Here is a 15,574-nt window from a genome sequence, read left to right on the forward strand (position 1 = left end):
CGTGACAATGCTGTGCATGGGACATCTTGAAGCGGGCCATCTGGAGTACTACCTACCGGACGGGCGGGTGCTGCTCGGCGATGCTTCGTTCCGGGTCGCGGACGGGGCGGTGGTCGCCCTCGTGGGGGCGAACGGTGCCGGGAAGACGACGCTGCTGAAGCTGCTCGCCGGGGAGCTCCAGCCGCACGGCGGCTCCGTGTCGGTGAGCGGCGGGCTCGGGGTGATGCAGCAGTTCGTGGGCTCCGTGCGGGACGAGCGCACCGTCCGGGACCTGCTGGTCTCCGTCGCCCAGCCCCGTATCCGGGAGGCCGCCCTGGCCGTCGACAAGGCGGAGGAACTGATCCTCACCGTCGACGACGAGGCCGCGCAGATGACGTACGCGCAGGCCCTGAGCGACTGGGCGGAGGCCCGCGGGTACGAGGCCGAGACCGTCTGGGACATGTGCACCACGGCCGCCCTCGGTGTCCCGTACGAGAAGGCGCAGTGGCGCGAGGTGCGCACACTGTCCGGCGGTGAGCAGAAGCGGCTGGTGCTGGAGGCGCTGCTGCGCGGGCCGGACGAGGTGCTGCTGCTCGACGAGCCGGACAACTACCTCGACGTTCCCGGGAAGCGGTGGCTGGAGGAGAGGCTGAAGGAGACCCGTAAGACGGTCCTCTTCGTCTCCCACGACCGGGAGCTGCTGTCCAGGGCGGCCGAGAAGATCGTCAGTGTCGAGCCGAGCCCGGCGGGCAGCGACGTGTGGGTGCACGGCGCCGGCTTCGACACGTACCACCAGGCCCGCAAGGACCGGTTCGCCCGGTTCGAGGAGCTGCTGCGGCGCTGGGAGGAGGAGCACGCCCGGCTGAAGGCGCTGGTCCACCGGCTGCGGCAGCAGGCGGCGATCAGCCCCGACATGGCGTCCCGCTACCGCGCGATGCAGACCCGCTTCAAGAAGTTCGAGGACGCCGGGCCCCCGCCGGAGCCGCCGCGCGAGCAGGACATCAGGATGCGGCTGCGCGGGGGGCGGACCGGTGTGCGGGCGGTGACCTGCAAGGGCCTGGAGCTCACCGGGCTGATGAAACCCTTCGATCTGGAGATCTTCTACGGGGAGCGGGTGGCCGTCCTCGGTTCGAACGGCTCGGGGAAGTCGCACTTCCTGCGGCTGCTCGCGGGCGAGCCGGTGACGCACACGGGGGAGTGGAAGCTCGGGGCGCGCGTCGTACCGGGTCACTTCGCGCAGACGCACGCCCATCCCGAGCTGCTGGGCCACACACTCGTCGAGATCCTGTGGACCGAGCACGCCAAGGACCGCGGCGGGGCGATGTCCGTGCTGCGGCGCTACGAGCTGGAGCGGCAGGGCGACCAGCCGTTCGAGAAGCTGTCCGGCGGGCAGCAGGCACGGTTCCAGATCCTGCTCCTGGAACTGACCGGCACGACCGCGCTGCTGCTGGACGAGCCGACGGACAACCTGGACCTGGAGTCGGCGGAGGCCCTGCAGGACGGGCTGGAGGCATACGAGGGGACGGTGATGGCCGTCACGCACGACCGGTGGTTCGCGAAGTCCTTCGACCGGTACCTCGTGTTCGGCTCGGACGGTGTCGTACGCGAGACGGCGGAGCCGGTGTGGGACGAGCGGAGGGTGGAGCGGGTGCGGTAGGGCGGGGCGCCCGGGTCGGCGCTCACCCGTCCGGGTGAGCGCTCCATGAAGGGCCCGCACGTCCGACGCCACGTCCCTAGCGTGGCCGCATGGTCAGCTCATCACACGAGGCGATGCACCGGATCTTCCAGGAGGATCCCGGAGTCTTCGCACGGACCTTCCGCACGCTGGGGCTCCCCTTTCCGGAACCTGTCGCGGTGTCCCTCATGCCCACCGATCTCACCGAGATCCAACCGCTCGAAAGACGGGTGGACACCCTGCTGCGCATCGACGCGGCCGGGGGCGACAGCTACCTGCTGGCCGTGGAGGCGCAGGGCAAGAAGGACCGGGGCAAACCCGGCAGCTGGGCCTATTACGTGGCTCACCTCTACGCGAAGTACCGGCTTCCTCCGCTGCTCCTGGTGACGTGCCAGGACAGATCGACGGCCGAGTGGGCGGCCGAGACGGTGGTCATCGGTCCCACGGCTTGGCCGACGCTGTCGCTCCGCCCGTTGGTGCTCGGGCCGCACAACGTCCCCGTCTTCACCGACGTGGACGCCGCCGCCAGGGACATTCCCCTCGCCACGCTCTCGGCCATCACACATGGTAAGGATCCGAATGCCGGTGCCATACTGAAGGCGCTGGCTGCCGCTCTGCAGACCGTTGACGACGACACGGCGATGATTTTCGCCGAACTCACCGAACTCGGCCTGGGCTCCGCTCCGGCCGCACAGATCTGGAGGGATCTGATGTCTGTCGACCTCTCTTTCTTCCGCTCGGAGACGTCCCAGCGCCTGCGTTCCGAGGCGCGCGCCATGGGGCGTGCCGAGGGACGTTCTGAAGGGCGTGCCGAGGGACGTTCTGAAGGGCGTGCCGAGGGGCGTGCCGAGGGGCGTGCCGAGGACATCCTGCGGATTCTTTCCAAGCGGGGGATCGAGGTGTCGGAGCAGGTGCGGGAGCGGGTCGTCTCGTGTTCCGATCTGGATGTGCTGGGCGAGTGGTTCGATCGGTCGTTGACGGCGGAGGTCGCGGAGGACCTGTTCGTGGCGACCGAGGCCTGACATCTGATGTCTGTCGACCTCTCTTTCTTCCGCTCGGAGACGTTCCAGCGCCTGCGTTCCGAGGCGCGCGCCATGGGGCGTGCCGAGGGACGTGCCGAGGCGCGCGCCGAGGACATCCTGCGGATTCTTTCCAAGCGGGGGATCGAGGTGTCGGAGCAGGTGCGGGAGCGGGTCGTCTCGTGTTCCGATCTGGACGTGCTGGGCGAGTGGTTCGATCGGTCGTTGACGGCCGAGGTCGCCGAGGACCTGTTCGTGGCGACCGAGGCCTGATCCCGGGGCACCTGAACGCCAGGCTCCCGGCCCCCGAACCCTGGCAGGGCCGGGGTTCGGGGGCTGTTTTGACCCGCGCGGGGGAGCGACGGTATTCTTCTGGTTTGTTATGCGTATTGGCTTGGTCGTTCTCACGCGAGGGGCCCTTACGCCGGTCCACCGGGCCGATGACCAGCGGCAGGTACTCGGGTTGCGTCCCCGCAGCGCCGCCAAGGCTGGTGTGATCGTCCGGGTGGCCTTGTCAGGACTCACTCACTGAAGAAGCGAAGGCTACGACCGTGCGTACGTACAGCCCCAAGCCCGGCGATGTGACGCGCCAGTGGCACATCATCGACGCGCAGGACATCGTCCTGGGCCGTCTGGCCACCACGGCTGCGAACCTCCTCCGCGGCAAGCACAAGGCGATTTACGCCCCCCACATGGACATGGGCGACTTCGTCATCATCATCAACGCCGAGAAGGTTCACCTCTCCGGCAACAAGAAGACCCAGAAGATGGCGTACCGCCACTCCGGGTTCCCGGGTGGTCTCCGCTCCGTCCGCTACGACGAGCTGCTCGACAAGAACCCCGAGAAGGCTGTCGAGAAGGCCATCAAGGGCATGATCCCCAAGAACAGCCTGGGCCGTCAGATGCTCTCGAAGCTCAAGGTCTACGCGGGCGACCAGCACCCGCACGCTGCTCAGCAGCCGGTCCCGTTCGAGATCACCCAGGTCGCGCAGTAGTTCCGGCCTCCCCCTAAGACCAAAAGAAAGATCTGAGGAGAATCGTGGCCGAGACCACTGTTGAGAACCCCGTCGAGGGCGTCGAGGGCGAAGAGGTTTTCGCCGAGGTGACCACCTTCGAGTCCGAGGTTCCCGTCGAGGGCGAGTACACCAGCGAGTCGCTGGCGTCCCGCTTCGGCGACCCGCAGCCCGCCGCCGGCCTTGGCCGTCGGAAGAACGCCATCGCCCGCGTCCGGATCGTTCCGGGCACCGGCAAGTGGAAGATCAACGGTCGCACCCTTGAGGACTACTTCCCCAACAAGGTGCACCAGCAGGAAGTCAACGAGCCCTTCAAGGTGCTTGAGCTCGACAACCGCTACGACGTCATCGCCCGCATCTCGGGCGGCGGCGTCTCGGGTCAGGCCGGTGCCCTGCGCCTCGGTGTGGCCCGTGCGCTGAACGAGGCGGACGTCGACAACAACCGCCCGACGCTGAAGAAGGCCGGCTTCCTCTCCCGCGACGACCGTGCGGTCGAGCGCAAGAAGGCCGGTCTCAAGAAGGCCCGTAAGGCCCCGCAGTACAGCAAGCGCTAAACCGCCTGCTCATCTGCTTTACACGTTCGCCCCGGCGGCACACCTCGTGCTTGCCGGGGCGTTCGTTTATCAGCGCGCTCGGGCGTATAACGGCATAAGACGTTCATAGGCCTGCATACGCAGCGTCGCGTTGTGTTGCTTTGGTTTGGTTTGCGGTTTCGGAGCATCTTCGGAGGACACCAGTGGGACGACTCTTCGGCACGGACGGTGTGCGCGGTGTCGCCAACGCGGACCTGACGGCTGAGCTCGCGCTCGGCCTGTCGGTCGCTGCGGCGCATGTGCTCGCCGAGGCGGGCACCTTTGAGGGGCATCGGCCGACAGCCGTGGTGGGGCGTGACCCACGTGCGTCCGGAGAGTTCCTGGAGGCCGCCGTCGTGGCAGGCCTGGCCAGTGCGGGCGTGGACGTCCTGCGGGTCGGTGTGCTGCCCACCCCCGCGGTGGCGCACCTCACCGGCGCGCTGGGCGCCGACCTCGGCGTGATGCTCTCCGCCAGCCACAACGCCATGCCGGACAACGGTGTCAAGTTCTTCGCCCGCGGCGGCCACAAGCTCGCCGACGAGCTGGAGGACCGGATCGAGACGGTCTACGAGCAGCACCGCACCGGTGAGCCCTGGACGCGTCCGACGGGCGCCGGGGTGGGCCGGGTCACCGACTACGCCGAGGGCTTCGACCGCTACGTCGCCCACCTCGTCGCCGTCCTCCCGAACCGGCTCGACGGTCTGAAGGTCGTCCTCGACGAGGCGCACGGCGCCGCCGCCCGGGTCTCGCCCGAGGCGTTCACGCGAGCGGGTGCCGAGGTCGTCACGATCGGTGCCGAACCGGACGGTCTGAACATCAACGACGGCTGCGGCTCCACCCACCTGGACCTCCTGAAGGCCGCCGTCGTCGAGCACGGCGCCGACCTCGGCATCGCACACGACGGCGACGCCGACCGCTGCCTCGCCGTGGACGCCACGGGCGAGGAGGTCGACGGAGACCAGATCCTGGCCGTGCTCGCCCTCGCCATGCGCGAGGCCGGGCACCTGCGCAAAGACACCGTGGTCGGCACGGTCATGTCCAACCTCGGCTTCAAGATCGCGATGGAGCGGGAGGGCATCCGGCTCGTCCAGACCGCCGTCGGCGACCGCTACGTACTGGAGTCGATGAAGGCCGAGGGCTACGCGCTGGGCGGCGAGCAGTCCGGCCATGTCATCGTCCTGGATCACGCCACGACCGGCGACGGCACGCTGACCGGTCTGCTGCTGGCGGCCCGCGTCGCCGCGACCGGCCGTACGCTCGCCGAGCTGGCCGGGGTCATGCAGCGCCTGCCGCAGCTGCTGATCAACGTCCCCGACGTCGACAAGTCCCGGGTGGACACCTCTCCGGAGCTGGCCGCGGCGGTCGCCGAGGCCGAGCGCGAGCTGGGCTCCACCGGGCGCGTACTGCTGCGCCAGTCGGGTACGGAGCCGCTGGTACGGGTCATGGTCGAGGCGGCCGACATCGAACAGGCACGCGCGGTCGCCGAGCGGCTGGCCGACGTGGTGAAGTCCGCGCTCGGTTAGGGCCTCTCGTTTCGATGCTGCCGGGCTCCGGACGAGCCCGGCAGCATCGAACGAAAGACCCTGAGGCCTCTCCGGTGGTGCACGGCGAAGGCCGGTGCGCCCTGTCCGGCCCTGATCCGCCGGCGGGACTCCCGTCCGTTCGCCGGCCGGGTCGCTCGGGCCGTCCGCGCTACTCGCCCGACGGGCGCGTCACCTGGCCCGTCCGGCGGCGATGCGCCCACAGGGCCTTCTGGAGCAGCAGCGTCAGCGTCCCCGCGACCACGATTCCGCCGAGGTTCGCCAGCAGCTGGGCCGCCGAGCCCCACATCTGGCCGTAGTCGGTGTAGCTGAACGCCACCGCCGCGTTGGCCGCCGCCGGCACCGTCGTCACGGAGATCGCGACCCCGATCAGCGCCCCGGACTTCGCCGAGGTGAGCGAGAGCGTCCCGGCGATCCCGGCCAGGAACGCCACCACGAACGACAACGGGTCCGGCTTCCAGATGAACGAGGTATTGGGACGGTCCGCCTCGACCATCGCGCGGGTGAACAGCCCGAAGGCATCCATCAGCCAGGCGAATCCGGCGGTCAGTATCATCGCGACGGCGAAGCCGCCGATCAGCGCCACCAGCGACCGCCACACAAGCCGCGGGGCGCGCTGCACCAGGGCCGTGGAGATCCCGGCCAGCGGCCCGAACTCCGGGCCGACCGCCATGGCGCCCACGATCAGGATCGCGTTGTCGAGCATCACACCGCAGGCCGCGAGCATCGTCGCGACCGCGAGGAACGACACGTAGGTGACGCTGAAGGTCGACTCCTCATGGGTCGCCTCCGTCAGCTCCTCCCACAGCACCGCGTCCGCGCCCTCGCCCGGCGCCGCCGCCTCCGCCTCGTCGGCGTGCGTGGAGAGTGTCAGGTCCATGTTCTCAACGGTGATCGAACCCGACTTGTCGATACCGAGGCCGCGCAGTGCGGAGATCAGCTCGTCGCCCGCCTCACGGGCCACGTCGCACAGCACCACGTCGCCCGCAGGGTTCCGGGCGACCCCGGACATCACCACGAGATGCGTCGTCCCGACGGTGTTCTCCACCAGGTGCACCACCTCGTCCGTACGGTCGGCGGGGACGATCAGGCGCAGGTGCAGCACGCGGACACTCCTGGAGGGCTCGACGTCTCAGAGCTTGCGCAGGGACAGCCGCTGGACCTTGTGGTCCGGACCCTTGCGCAGTACCAGGGTGGCACGGCCCCGGGTGGGCGCGACATTCTCCACCAGGTTGGGCTTGTTGATGGTCCGCCACATCGTCGCCGCGTACTCCATGGCCTCCTCCTCGGAGACCTGGGTGTACTTGCGGAAGTACGAGAACGGGTTCTGGAACGCCGTCTCGCGCAGTTTCCGGAACCGGTTGAGATACCAGGCCTCGATGTCCTCGGTCCGCGCGTCCACATACACGCTGAAATCGAAGTAGTCGGCGAGCCCGACTCTGGTCCGTCCGTCCTTGCCGGGCAGCGCGGGCTGGAGCACGTTCAGTCCCTCGACGATCAGGATGTCGGGGCGGCGCACGGTGAGCCGCTCGCCCGGCACGATGTCGTAGATCAGATGCGAGTAGACGGGCGCTGTCACCTCGTCCTTGCCGGCCTTGATGTCGGCGACGAAACGCGTCAGCGCCCGACGGTCGTACGACTCGGGGAACCCCTTGCGCGACATCAGCCCGCGCGCCTTCAGCTCCTTCATCGGCAGCAGGAAGCCGTCCGTGGTGACGAGTTCCACCCGGGGGTGTTCGGGCCAGCGGGCCAGCAGCGCCTGGAGGATGCGGGCACTGGTGGACTTGCCGACCGCGACACTGCCCGCGACCCCTATGACGAACGGGGTGCCGCGCTGCGCCCCGTGGCCGTTGCCGGCGTCCCCGAGGAAGGTGTTCAGGGCGCCGCGCAGGCCCGAGGTGGCCTGGACGTAGAGGTTGAGCAGCCGGGAGAGCGGCAGATAGACGTCCCGGACCTCGTCGAGGTCGATCACGTCCCCCAGCCCGCGCAGTTGCTCCACCTCGTCGGCGGTCAGCGGCAACGGCGTCTTGTCGCGCAGGGCGCTCCATTCGGCGCGCGACAGATCGACGTACGGCGTCGCCGCGTGCTCGGCACGGCGGTGGGTGCTTCGTGGCGGCGAAGTGATCACATGTTCATTGTTGCGGGAGTTCGAACGGAGCGGGGGGTGGGCTCGGTCACGTGGGGTACGGGGGCGGGAGGCGGGGGGGGGGGGGGGGGCCCCCCCCGGGGGGGGCCCCCCCCCCCCGGCCCCCCCCCCCCCCCCCCCCCCCGGCGGGGGCGGGGGGGGGGGGGGGGGGGGGGGGGGGGGGGGTCCGGTGTCCGCACCCCTGTGGCGGACACCGGACCCGGTTCCCGGACGCGCTCCCACGTCCGTGCTCGGCTCCCGGGTTCGAGCTCCGGGTCGCGTCAGGGTTTCTCGCCCTTGGCGTCGACGACGGCGGCCTCGACCCGGGCTTCGCTCATCAGGATCTGCCCGGCCTTGAACTTCTCCGACAGATATTGCACCCTGCCCGCGGAGGACGTGGGCTCGTAGTCCTCGGTGACCACGAAGCGCATCCCGGCGTAGCTGAAGTCGTGCGGGTCGAGGAGGATCTCCCGCTGCTCGTGGCTGCCGTCCTCCTTCCGGGTGATGGCGATGACCTCGCGTCCGGCGGCGTCCTTCACCAGGTGGTCGGTGACGTGGACACCGGGGACGGTGGCCAGGGCCCGGTAGATCCGGGCGAGGGCGGCCGGTGCGACCGGGTACGCCTCGACCATCAGCCCCATCGCGCGGAAGCTGTGCTGGGCCTCGGCCTCGGGCGGGCTCTCGGCGGTGTTGCCGGTCGGGTAGAACGAGCGGACCTTTGCCAGCAGCCGCGCCGGGTCGTCGGGCAGCTCGTCGGCGGCCCGGTACACATCGCGGGACGCGCGGTAGTCGTCGTCCTTCCCGTTCCTGGCCGCGGCGGAGTTGTGGTACGGGACCCAGTTGTCGGGGTCGTACGTGAGGCCGCCTCCGACGGCCGAGCTCCTCCGGGCTGACTGGGGCGACTGGGCCATCACCGTCTTCGTATAGATCCACTGGTCGTCGCGCGGCTCGGTCGGGGCGGGCTGCTTCTCCAGTGCGTCGGCGGCCCGGTTCAGCACCTCGGCGGGGCTGTCCAGCCGCAGGGTGCCGGTCGTCGAGGCGGGTCCGGAGCGGTCGGGGGCGGCGGCGCCGACGAGCTGGGTGCCGAGCATGGCCGCCACGGTGATCGCCGCTGCGGCACCGAACGCGGCGACCCGCCAGTCGGCCCGCAGCCGGCGGACACCGCGTCGCGCGGCTGCGCCCCCGGCGGCGTCGGTGAGCTGCCGCCGGCCCGCCGCGAGTGCGGAACGGTCCGGAACGGGTGCGTCGGCGCGCAGTTCGCGCAGCACGGTCATTTCGTCCATGACGGGGTCAGCTCCATGGCGTCGGGCGTGAACGAGGGATCCAGGCTGAGCGCTTCACGTACCTTGCGGCGGGCGCGATTGAGTCGGGACCGCACGGTGCCGAGAGGGATGCCGAGCGCCTCGGCGACCTCCTGGTATCCGAGGTCGGCCCACGCGACGAGCAGCAGCACATGGCGGTCACCGGGAGACAGCGCGGCGAGCGCCCCGGCCAGCGGCCCCTGCGCGGAGAGCCGGTCGTCGCAGCGGTCGCTCCAGGAAGCGGCCACCGGGTCGTGCCCGGTACGGGCCAGGGCTCGCAGCGCCCTTTCCTCGCCACGCCGTTGCTTGCCGATGAGGTTCGCGGCGATGCCGTACAGCCAGGGGCGGGCGCTGCGGCGCGTGCGGTCGTAACGGCGCCGCGAGCGGAACGCGATGAGGAAGGTCTCCGCCGTGATGTCGTCCGCCGCGCCCTCCCCGAGGCGGCGGACGGCATAGCGGTGGATGTCGGGCGCGTGGCGGTCGTAGAGCCCGGCGAAGGTCTCGGGCTGCTCCAGCGACTGCGCGACGAGCTCGGCGTCGTCGTCGGGGCTGGCCGGCGGTCCGGTCACATCGGCTCCAGTGGACTCGGTGGGTGAGCGTGTCACCCCTTGTTCCCCGCAGGGCACGGAAAGGTTCGCACGGGACGCGGTGCCCAGGTACGGCACGGCGGGGGAGGAAGGTGTGCCGCCGATGCGGCCCGCCCCGGCCCACGGCGTCGCCGTCCATGCCAACCGGCCCGTGGTCACCGGTTTTTACGTGGCGGTGCCGACAGGGATGAGGCACAGTCCGGACATGCCCGCGCCTTCTGGATTCAGTTACGAGACCCACGCCGACGGAACAGTCGTCATCACACACCGCGGCCGCAGGGCCACCACGCTGCGCGGCGACCGCGCCGCACGGTTCGCCGCCGAGGTGACCTCCGGTGACGCACAGGCCGTCATGGCCCGCTGGACCGGCGCCTACAAGTTCGGCAACGAACGCACCGCCCGTAACCATCCGAGGAACCGGCGGAGTCGCGGCTGACGCACGGGCCCGGGTGGTGCGAGGGGGCACGTCTCGCCGGGACGTGACGGACCGGGCCACGCCGTTTCGTGGCGCGAGGGAACCGGCCGCCCGTGGCTACTCCAGGAGTGACAGCCCGCTCTCGCAGTCGCGGCTGGCATCCACGGGTACGCGGGACGGGGGGCGCGAGGGCGCGCTAATCTGCTGGGTATCCATCGGGAAGCTTCTCTCTTCCTCGGTGGTCAGGCCCTCGATCGGGATTGCGAGTCCCGGCCGGGGGCCGACGCATGTCTGTGGTTGTGGGGGCGAGCATATGCCCGCCAACCAGGCGGAACGCCAGCCGAGTTGGCGAGCCTCACTCGTGTGAGTGACGAGGGCGTGTGTGTGCCCCTGCGTGAGGGCGGGGTAGGGGGTGTGGGGGTTGGGTTGGGAAGTTCCTTCTCTTCAAAGCCTTAAAAGCCTTTTACGTCTGGGCGCGCCAGGTCGCGGTTCACCGGGACGTGCCACACCCGGTCGCGACTGTCACGATCCGGTGAGGGCTACCTCCGCCCAGACGGTTTTGCGCGGGAAAGGGCCAGCCTGCACGCCCCACCGGATGGCGATCGCCTCGACGAGCAGCAGCCCGCGCCCCGCCTCGGAGTCGTCGTTCCGCTCCGGGAGGCGGGGCAGTACGTCCCCGCGAGCATCGGCGACCTCGATACGGAGCGTGTCCCCGGTGACGGTCAGCATGACGCGGAAGTCCCGCCCCGGCACGTACCCGTGCAGCGCGGCATTGGACGCCAGCTCGGCGATGACGTGCCCGGCGTCCTCCAGCGGCAGCCCCCAGGAGCGGAGTTGCTCGGTCGCGAGGAGCCGGGCCAGTCGGGCACCCCGACGGGTTGCGGAGAGCTGCACGGCGAACTGCCCGCTGCGGGCACGCGGTTGGGTGATTTCTTGGTTCACGTCACTCAGCGTGGCCGGAGATGCCTACTCTGAACAGCAATGACGTGCGTACGGACAGTGACTGTCCAGCGGTTGTACGGGTCTGTCCATCCGGTACGACGTCCAACGCGAAACGGTGCGGGCACGGGTGGAGGCGGGTGTCGTATGGCGGACGAGGACAACCGGGGCAACGGAGACAACACGGCGGACGGCCCTGACTGGGAGCTCGACGTCGAGGACGACTCGGGCGCGGTGATCGCGGCGGTCGGCCGCCAGATCCGGTTGTGGCGTGAGGCTGCCGGCCTGCGTGCGGCTGAGCTGGGCAGGGCGATCGGCTACGGGGAGAACCAGGTCTACAAGGTGGAGGCCGGGAAGCGTATCCCCAAGCCGGAGTTCCTGGACAAGGCGGACGAAGTCCTGGGCGCGGGCGGCAAACTCGCCGCGATGAAGAAGGACGTGGCGGAGGCGCGGTACCCGAAGAAGGTCCGGGATCTGGCGAAGCTGGAGGCAGGCGTGGTCGAGATGGGCGCGTATGCCGGTGATGTCGTCGAAGGCCTCTTGCAGACCGAGGAGTACGCCCGTGCTCTCTACAAGGAGCGGCGCCCCGCGTACACCGAGGACCAGGTGGACCGTTTGGTGGCTGCGCGCATGGCTCGCCAGTCGCTCTTCGAGCGATGTCCCGCACCGCTGCTGACGTTCGTCCAGGAAGAGGCGACGCTGAGGCGGCCGACCGGAGGCAAAATGGTGTTGCGTAGGCAGCTCGAACACCTGCTAGAACTGGGCACGTTGAGGCATGTCGAGATCCAGGTCATGCCGACGGATACGGAAGAGCATGCGGGGCTGGCCGGCTCGCACCGGGTGCTTAAGCTGAGTGACGGCACGGCTGTGGGGCACAACGAGGTTCAGCTCACCAGCCGCTTGATCACCGACCCCAAGGAGGTCCAGATCCTTGAGATGCGATACGGCCTGGTCCGAGCCCAGGCGCTCACACCTCGGTTCTCACGGACTTTCATCACGAAACTGCTGGGAGAGACATGAGTGCCAAGTCCTCGGCCGGAAACGCTTCCGAGCTGACGTGGTTCAAGAGCAGCTACAGCACTAATGACGGCCCGGCGTGTGTCGAGGTGGCGGAGACCGCGAGCGTGATCCACGTACGCGACTCCAAGAACCTGCCAGGCGGCCCCCAGCTCGGCTTCACGCCGGACGCGTGGGCGGAGTTCGTCACGTACGCGTCCACCAGTTGACCGTCGGACCACGCCCGCCCCGCTCCCGGTTGCCCCGGGAGCGGGGTGCGCTGCTGCCCGGGGGCACGCCGAGTGGCCGCCGCCGTTACCGCCACGCCGCGAGCACGTCTTCGGGACCCCAGTGCGCGGCAAGCTCCTCCGCTACCGCACCTGTCGGCGGTCGGCGGCTGACCGCGATCAGGGCCGCGCCTTCCGCCCCCGCCACCTGCTGTGCCGCTGAGGCGAGCTCCGTCAGATCCCGTACGCCGAAAGGTGTCTCGTCACGCCACTTCACCGATCCGATGAAGAGGACACGACGTGCGACGGGCTGCGCGTCCGCGCCGATGAGGTCGATCTCCGGGTTGTTCTGACGGTTCCACCAGCCGCCCACCTCGGTCGCCTCGGGGAACAGTCCGTCCGGCACTCGGCGGGCCAGCGCCTCCCTGATCACCGGTTCCACCGCACGGCCTCGCCAGGACGGCCACGATCGCTGGATCCGGGCGGCCGATACGTCCCCTCTGCCTCTCTCCGCCTGCGCAACGGCGTTCTCCAGATGTGCCAGCCAGAAGCGCAGGTAGGTGTCGGCGATCCGGTAGCGCTTGAGCTTCGGGGCGGGCCGGGTGGACAACGGAACGTCCGCGGCCACGATCTTCTTCGCCTCGATGAGTTCGGTCAGTATCGGTGCCAGGGTGCCGTGTGCCAGTGGGCGTCCGTCGGCGCCTCCCGTGCTTGCGGCGATACCGGAGAACGTCCGCTCGCCGGAACCGATCGCGCGCAGCACCCGGCCGGCCTGGAGCCGTGCGGGAAACTCCGCCGCGAGGGAACGCTCGCCCGTCGTCAGCAGCACCGACGAAGGGTCCTCCACCTGGCGTGCGAGATAGTCGGCCACCGACTCACCCGTCCGCCATTCGGTCACGACCTCGGGAAAACCCCCGGTGACCAGGTACGCGTCCAGTGCCTCCGCGGCGCCGAGCGCGGTGGAATCCTGGATGTCCGCAGGGTTGAGCGGTCCCACAGTGTACTGGCCGGCTCTCCCGTAGAACGGATGCTCGTACGACGTCAACCGGTCCATCATCGCGAGATCGGAGCCGAGGAGCAGCAGGAGCACGGGCTTCGCTGACAGATGCATGTCCCAGGCGGTCTTGAGTGCCGCGTCGAATCCTGCGTCGGCCTCGGCCAGCCAGGGGACCTCGTCCAGCACGAGAACGACCGGCTCGTCCGCAGGCAGCGCCGCAGCCACCGCGGCGAGCGTCCGGACCCAGTCCTCGGGAGCGGCGGCCTGCCCCAGGGCGGCCCCGTGTTCTCTCATGCCATGCGCTCCCGCGACCGCGTCGAACAGCGCCCGCCGGGCCATTGGCGCGGGCTGGCCGCGGGTCGCCTGGAAGAACACGTACGGCAGTCCCGACCGTGCACAGAACTCCTGCACCAGCCGGGTCTTGCCGATCCGCCGCCGGCCCTTGATCACCAGCGCCTGCCCCGCGCTGCCGCCCGAAGCCGCCCTGACCTTGTCCAGCCAGGATCCGAGGATACGCAACTCGCGACTGCGTCCGGTGAAGGCCATCGGCATCCCTGAAGTAGGAGTGGTTCAAAGTATGTGCCACTCCTACTTTACGGCTCGTGCGCGGCCAGCGGGTCTCCGATTCCGATTTGCGGCTCGGGAGCCCGGCCGCACCCTGGAACGGGGGCCCACAGCACACCCGAGAGGACAACACGCATGCCCACGGTGATCACACGTGACGGTGTCGACATCTTCTACAAGGACTGGGGTCGAGGCCGCCCGGTCGTCTTCATCCACGGCTGGCCCCTGAACGGGGACGCCTGGCAGGACCAGCTCAAGGTGGTCGCGGACAACGGGTTCCGCGGAATCGCCCACGACCGGCGCGGTCACGGCCGCTCCACCCCGGTCTGGGACGGCTACGACTTCGACACCTTCGCCGACGACCTCGACGACCTGATCACCCAACTGGACCTGCGGGACGTCACGCTGGTCGCGCACTCGATGGGCGGCGGCGAACTCGCCCGCTACATCGGCCGCCACGGCACCGGCCGGATCAGGTCCGCGGTGCTGCTCTCGGCGATCACTCCGCTGATGCTCCAGGGCCCCGACAACCCCGAGGGCGTGCCGCAGTCGGTCTTCGACGGCATCAAGAAGGGCATCCTCGCCGAGCGCTCGCAGTTCTGGAAGGACGCGGCGGTGGGCTTCTTCAGTGCCGACCGCGACGGCAGCAGGGTCACGCAGGGCAACAAGGACGCCTTCTGGCACATGGGCATGGCCGAGACCATCGAGGGTGGTGTCGCCTGTGTCGACGCCTTCGCGGCCACGGACTTCCACGAGGACCTGAAGAAGTTCGACATCCCCACGCTCGTCGTGCACGGCGACGACGACCAGATCGTCCCCATCGACGCCACGGGCCGCAAGTCCGCCCGGCTCATCGCGGGGGCGACCCTCAAGGTCTACGAGGGCGGCTCCCACGGCCTCGTCCTCGTCCCCGGTGACAAGGAGAAGTTCAACGGGGACCTCCTGGAGTTCCTCAAGCGCTGAAACACCGGATGTCCGGAGGCGCTGAAACACCGGTGTCCGACTGCGCGGCGGGTTCGCCGAATCCATCGGCAATCTTTTCGAGTTCTGCCGATATGCAGTGAAGCGTGGCAGCGGCAAGGGTCACATCACGCCGAATATGCGGCGAGCCGTGCGGAGCGGCCGGATGGTGACGGTTGGGACCCTGCCACGCCGTGATTTCGGGCGCCGAAGTCCGCCCGGGACGTTGATCGCGTGGCGCGGGCGGCAGGAGAAGCTTCTGTCCACGGGGGCGGATTCCGTCGTTCCGAGCGCGCGGGGGCCCGTACTTCCCCGTTCTTGTCGCCTGGGCGGGGCCGTTTCGTCGTTCTTCCGGTTGGCCGAAAACGGGCTCCCCGATCAGTGGTGCCGCAGTGAAAAGTGAGCACGAGAGAGCCGAACAGGCGCTCAGGTATTCCAATCATTTGTTCGCTTCACTGACCCTTTGGGGGTACACATGCGCACCGAAATGATTCTCGCCAACGACGTCTCTGCCGACCTGGACCTCGACCTCCGCATCTCGGAGGTGTCGGACGAGACCCAGGAGTTCGGCGCCGGTACGTACTCCTCGCCGAGCAGCTACGCGATCGGCACCCGTTGTCCGATCTGCTGCTGACGCGGCACATGCGTCGGCATCGGCCGACGC

At 69.4% G+C, this 15,574-nt stretch carries 17 protein-coding genes; 11 read left to right on the plus strand and 6 right to left on the minus strand.

Features of this window, described 5'->3' with window-relative positions:
- Positions 1-7: 7 nt before the first annotated feature.
- The 6 genes from ACF1B9_RS03710 to glmM all read left to right on the plus strand — a co-directional run bounded on the left by ACF1B9_RS03710 (position 8) and on the right by glmM (position 5,781).
- Positions 8-1,636: an ABC-F family ATP-binding cassette domain-containing protein gene (locus tag ACF1B9_RS03710; protein WP_391739315.1), complete on the plus strand. Its 1,629-nt coding sequence runs from the start codon at positions 8-10 to the stop codon at positions 1,634-1,636.
- Between the two features lie 89 nt (positions 1,637-1,725).
- On the plus strand, positions 1,726-2,676 hold the full coding sequence (locus tag ACF1B9_RS03715; protein WP_391738834.1) for a hypothetical protein: 951 nt from the start codon (positions 1,726-1,728) through the stop codon (positions 2,674-2,676).
- A 6-nt stretch (positions 2,677-2,682) separates the two neighbouring features.
- A complete protein-coding gene (locus ACF1B9_RS03720) occupies positions 2,683-2,946 on the plus strand; it encodes a hypothetical protein (protein ID WP_391738835.1) in 264 nt (87 codons plus the stop codon).
- A 278-nt stretch (positions 2,947-3,224) separates the two neighbouring features.
- Positions 3,225-3,668, plus strand: coding sequence for a 50S ribosomal protein L13 (gene rplM / locus ACF1B9_RS03725; RefSeq protein ID WP_351078008.1), 444 nt, complete (start codon positions 3,225-3,227; stop codon positions 3,666-3,668).
- A 44-nt stretch (positions 3,669-3,712) separates the two neighbouring features.
- The gene (gene rpsI / locus ACF1B9_RS03730; protein WP_351078005.1) at positions 3,713-4,240 is read left to right on the plus strand and encodes a 30S ribosomal protein S9; all 528 of its coding nucleotides are present in this window, start codon (positions 3,713-3,715) and stop codon (positions 4,238-4,240) included.
- Positions 4,241-4,422: 182 nt separating this feature from the next.
- On the plus strand, positions 4,423-5,781 hold the full coding sequence (gene glmM, locus ACF1B9_RS03735) for a phosphoglucosamine mutase (RefSeq protein ID WP_391738838.1): 1,359 nt from the start codon (positions 4,423-4,425) through the stop codon (positions 5,779-5,781).
- Between the two features lie 169 nt (positions 5,782-5,950).
- Here glmM and ACF1B9_RS03740 read toward each other — a convergent pair whose 3' ends face one another.
- From ACF1B9_RS03740 to ACF1B9_RS03755, 4 genes are all read right to left on the minus strand, one after another.
- Entirely contained in the window at positions 5,951-6,904 is a 954-nt protein-coding gene (locus tag ACF1B9_RS03740; protein ID WP_391738839.1) for a DUF389 domain-containing protein, read from the minus strand.
- A 27-nt stretch (positions 6,905-6,931) separates the two neighbouring features.
- Positions 6,932-7,927 (minus strand): type I pantothenate kinase, encoded by a 996-nt coding sequence (gene coaA, locus ACF1B9_RS03745; protein ID WP_391738841.1) that lies wholly within the window; start codon positions 7,925-7,927, stop codon positions 6,932-6,934.
- A gap of 278 nt (positions 7,928-8,205) precedes the next feature.
- The gene (locus ACF1B9_RS03750) at positions 8,206-9,207 is read right to left on the minus strand and encodes a CU044_5270 family protein (RefSeq protein WP_391738843.1); all 1,002 of its coding nucleotides are present in this window, start codon (positions 9,205-9,207) and stop codon (positions 8,206-8,208) included.
- The gene (locus ACF1B9_RS03755; protein ID WP_391738845.1) at positions 9,195-9,794 is read right to left on the minus strand and encodes an RNA polymerase sigma factor; all 600 of its coding nucleotides are present in this window, start codon (positions 9,792-9,794) and stop codon (positions 9,195-9,197) included. The genes ACF1B9_RS03750 and ACF1B9_RS03755 overlap by 13 nt, the downstream gene beginning before the upstream one ends.
- A 223-nt stretch (positions 9,795-10,017) precedes the next feature.
- Here ACF1B9_RS03755 and ACF1B9_RS03760 point away from each other — a divergent pair, with 223 nt between their 5' ends.
- Positions 10,018-10,248, plus strand: a complete 231-nt coding sequence (locus ACF1B9_RS03760) for a hypothetical protein (RefSeq protein WP_391738846.1) — start codon at positions 10,018-10,020, stop codon at positions 10,246-10,248.
- A gap of 501 nt (positions 10,249-10,749) precedes the next feature.
- Here the strand turns inward: ACF1B9_RS03760 and ACF1B9_RS03765 are convergent.
- The gene (locus ACF1B9_RS03765) at positions 10,750-11,169 is read right to left on the minus strand and encodes an ATP-binding protein (RefSeq protein ID WP_391738847.1); all 420 of its coding nucleotides are present in this window, start codon (positions 11,167-11,169) and stop codon (positions 10,750-10,752) included.
- Positions 11,170-11,313: 144 nt separating this feature from the next.
- On the opposite strand from ACF1B9_RS03765, the gene ACF1B9_RS03770 reads away from it, so the two are divergent.
- Positions 11,314-12,186 (plus strand): helix-turn-helix domain-containing protein, encoded by an 873-nt coding sequence (locus tag ACF1B9_RS03770; RefSeq protein WP_391738848.1) that lies wholly within the window; start codon positions 11,314-11,316, stop codon positions 12,184-12,186.
- Positions 12,183-12,392: a DUF397 domain-containing protein gene (locus ACF1B9_RS03775; protein WP_391738850.1), complete on the plus strand. Its 210-nt coding sequence runs from the start codon at positions 12,183-12,185 to the stop codon at positions 12,390-12,392. The genes ACF1B9_RS03770 and ACF1B9_RS03775 overlap by 4 nt, the downstream gene beginning before the upstream one ends.
- 85 nt (positions 12,393-12,477) lie before the next feature.
- Here ACF1B9_RS03775 and ACF1B9_RS03780 read toward each other — a convergent pair whose 3' ends face one another.
- Positions 12,478-13,932 carry an ATP-binding protein gene (locus ACF1B9_RS03780; RefSeq protein WP_391738851.1) on the minus strand — a complete coding sequence of 485 codons (1,455 nt, stop codon included), beginning with the start codon at positions 13,930-13,932 and terminating at the stop codon, positions 12,478-12,480.
- 153 nt (positions 13,933-14,085) lie between these two features.
- Here ACF1B9_RS03780 and ACF1B9_RS03785 point away from each other — a divergent pair, with 153 nt between their 5' ends.
- Together ACF1B9_RS03785 and lanA are read left to right on the plus strand one after the other, a co-directional pair.
- On the plus strand, positions 14,086-14,913 hold the full coding sequence (locus ACF1B9_RS03785) for an alpha/beta fold hydrolase (RefSeq protein WP_391738852.1): 828 nt from the start codon (positions 14,086-14,088) through the stop codon (positions 14,911-14,913).
- Between the two features lie 472 nt (positions 14,914-15,385).
- Entirely contained in the window at positions 15,386-15,544 is a 159-nt protein-coding gene (gene lanA / locus ACF1B9_RS03790) for an SCO0268 family class II lanthipeptide (protein WP_376284049.1), read from the plus strand.
- The last annotated feature ends 30 nt before the right edge of the window (positions 15,545-15,574 follow it).

Source organism: Streptomyces sp. NPDC014727 (genome assembly GCF_043083485.1).
Lineage (GTDB): Bacteria > Actinomycetota > Actinomycetes > Streptomycetales > Streptomycetaceae > Streptomyces.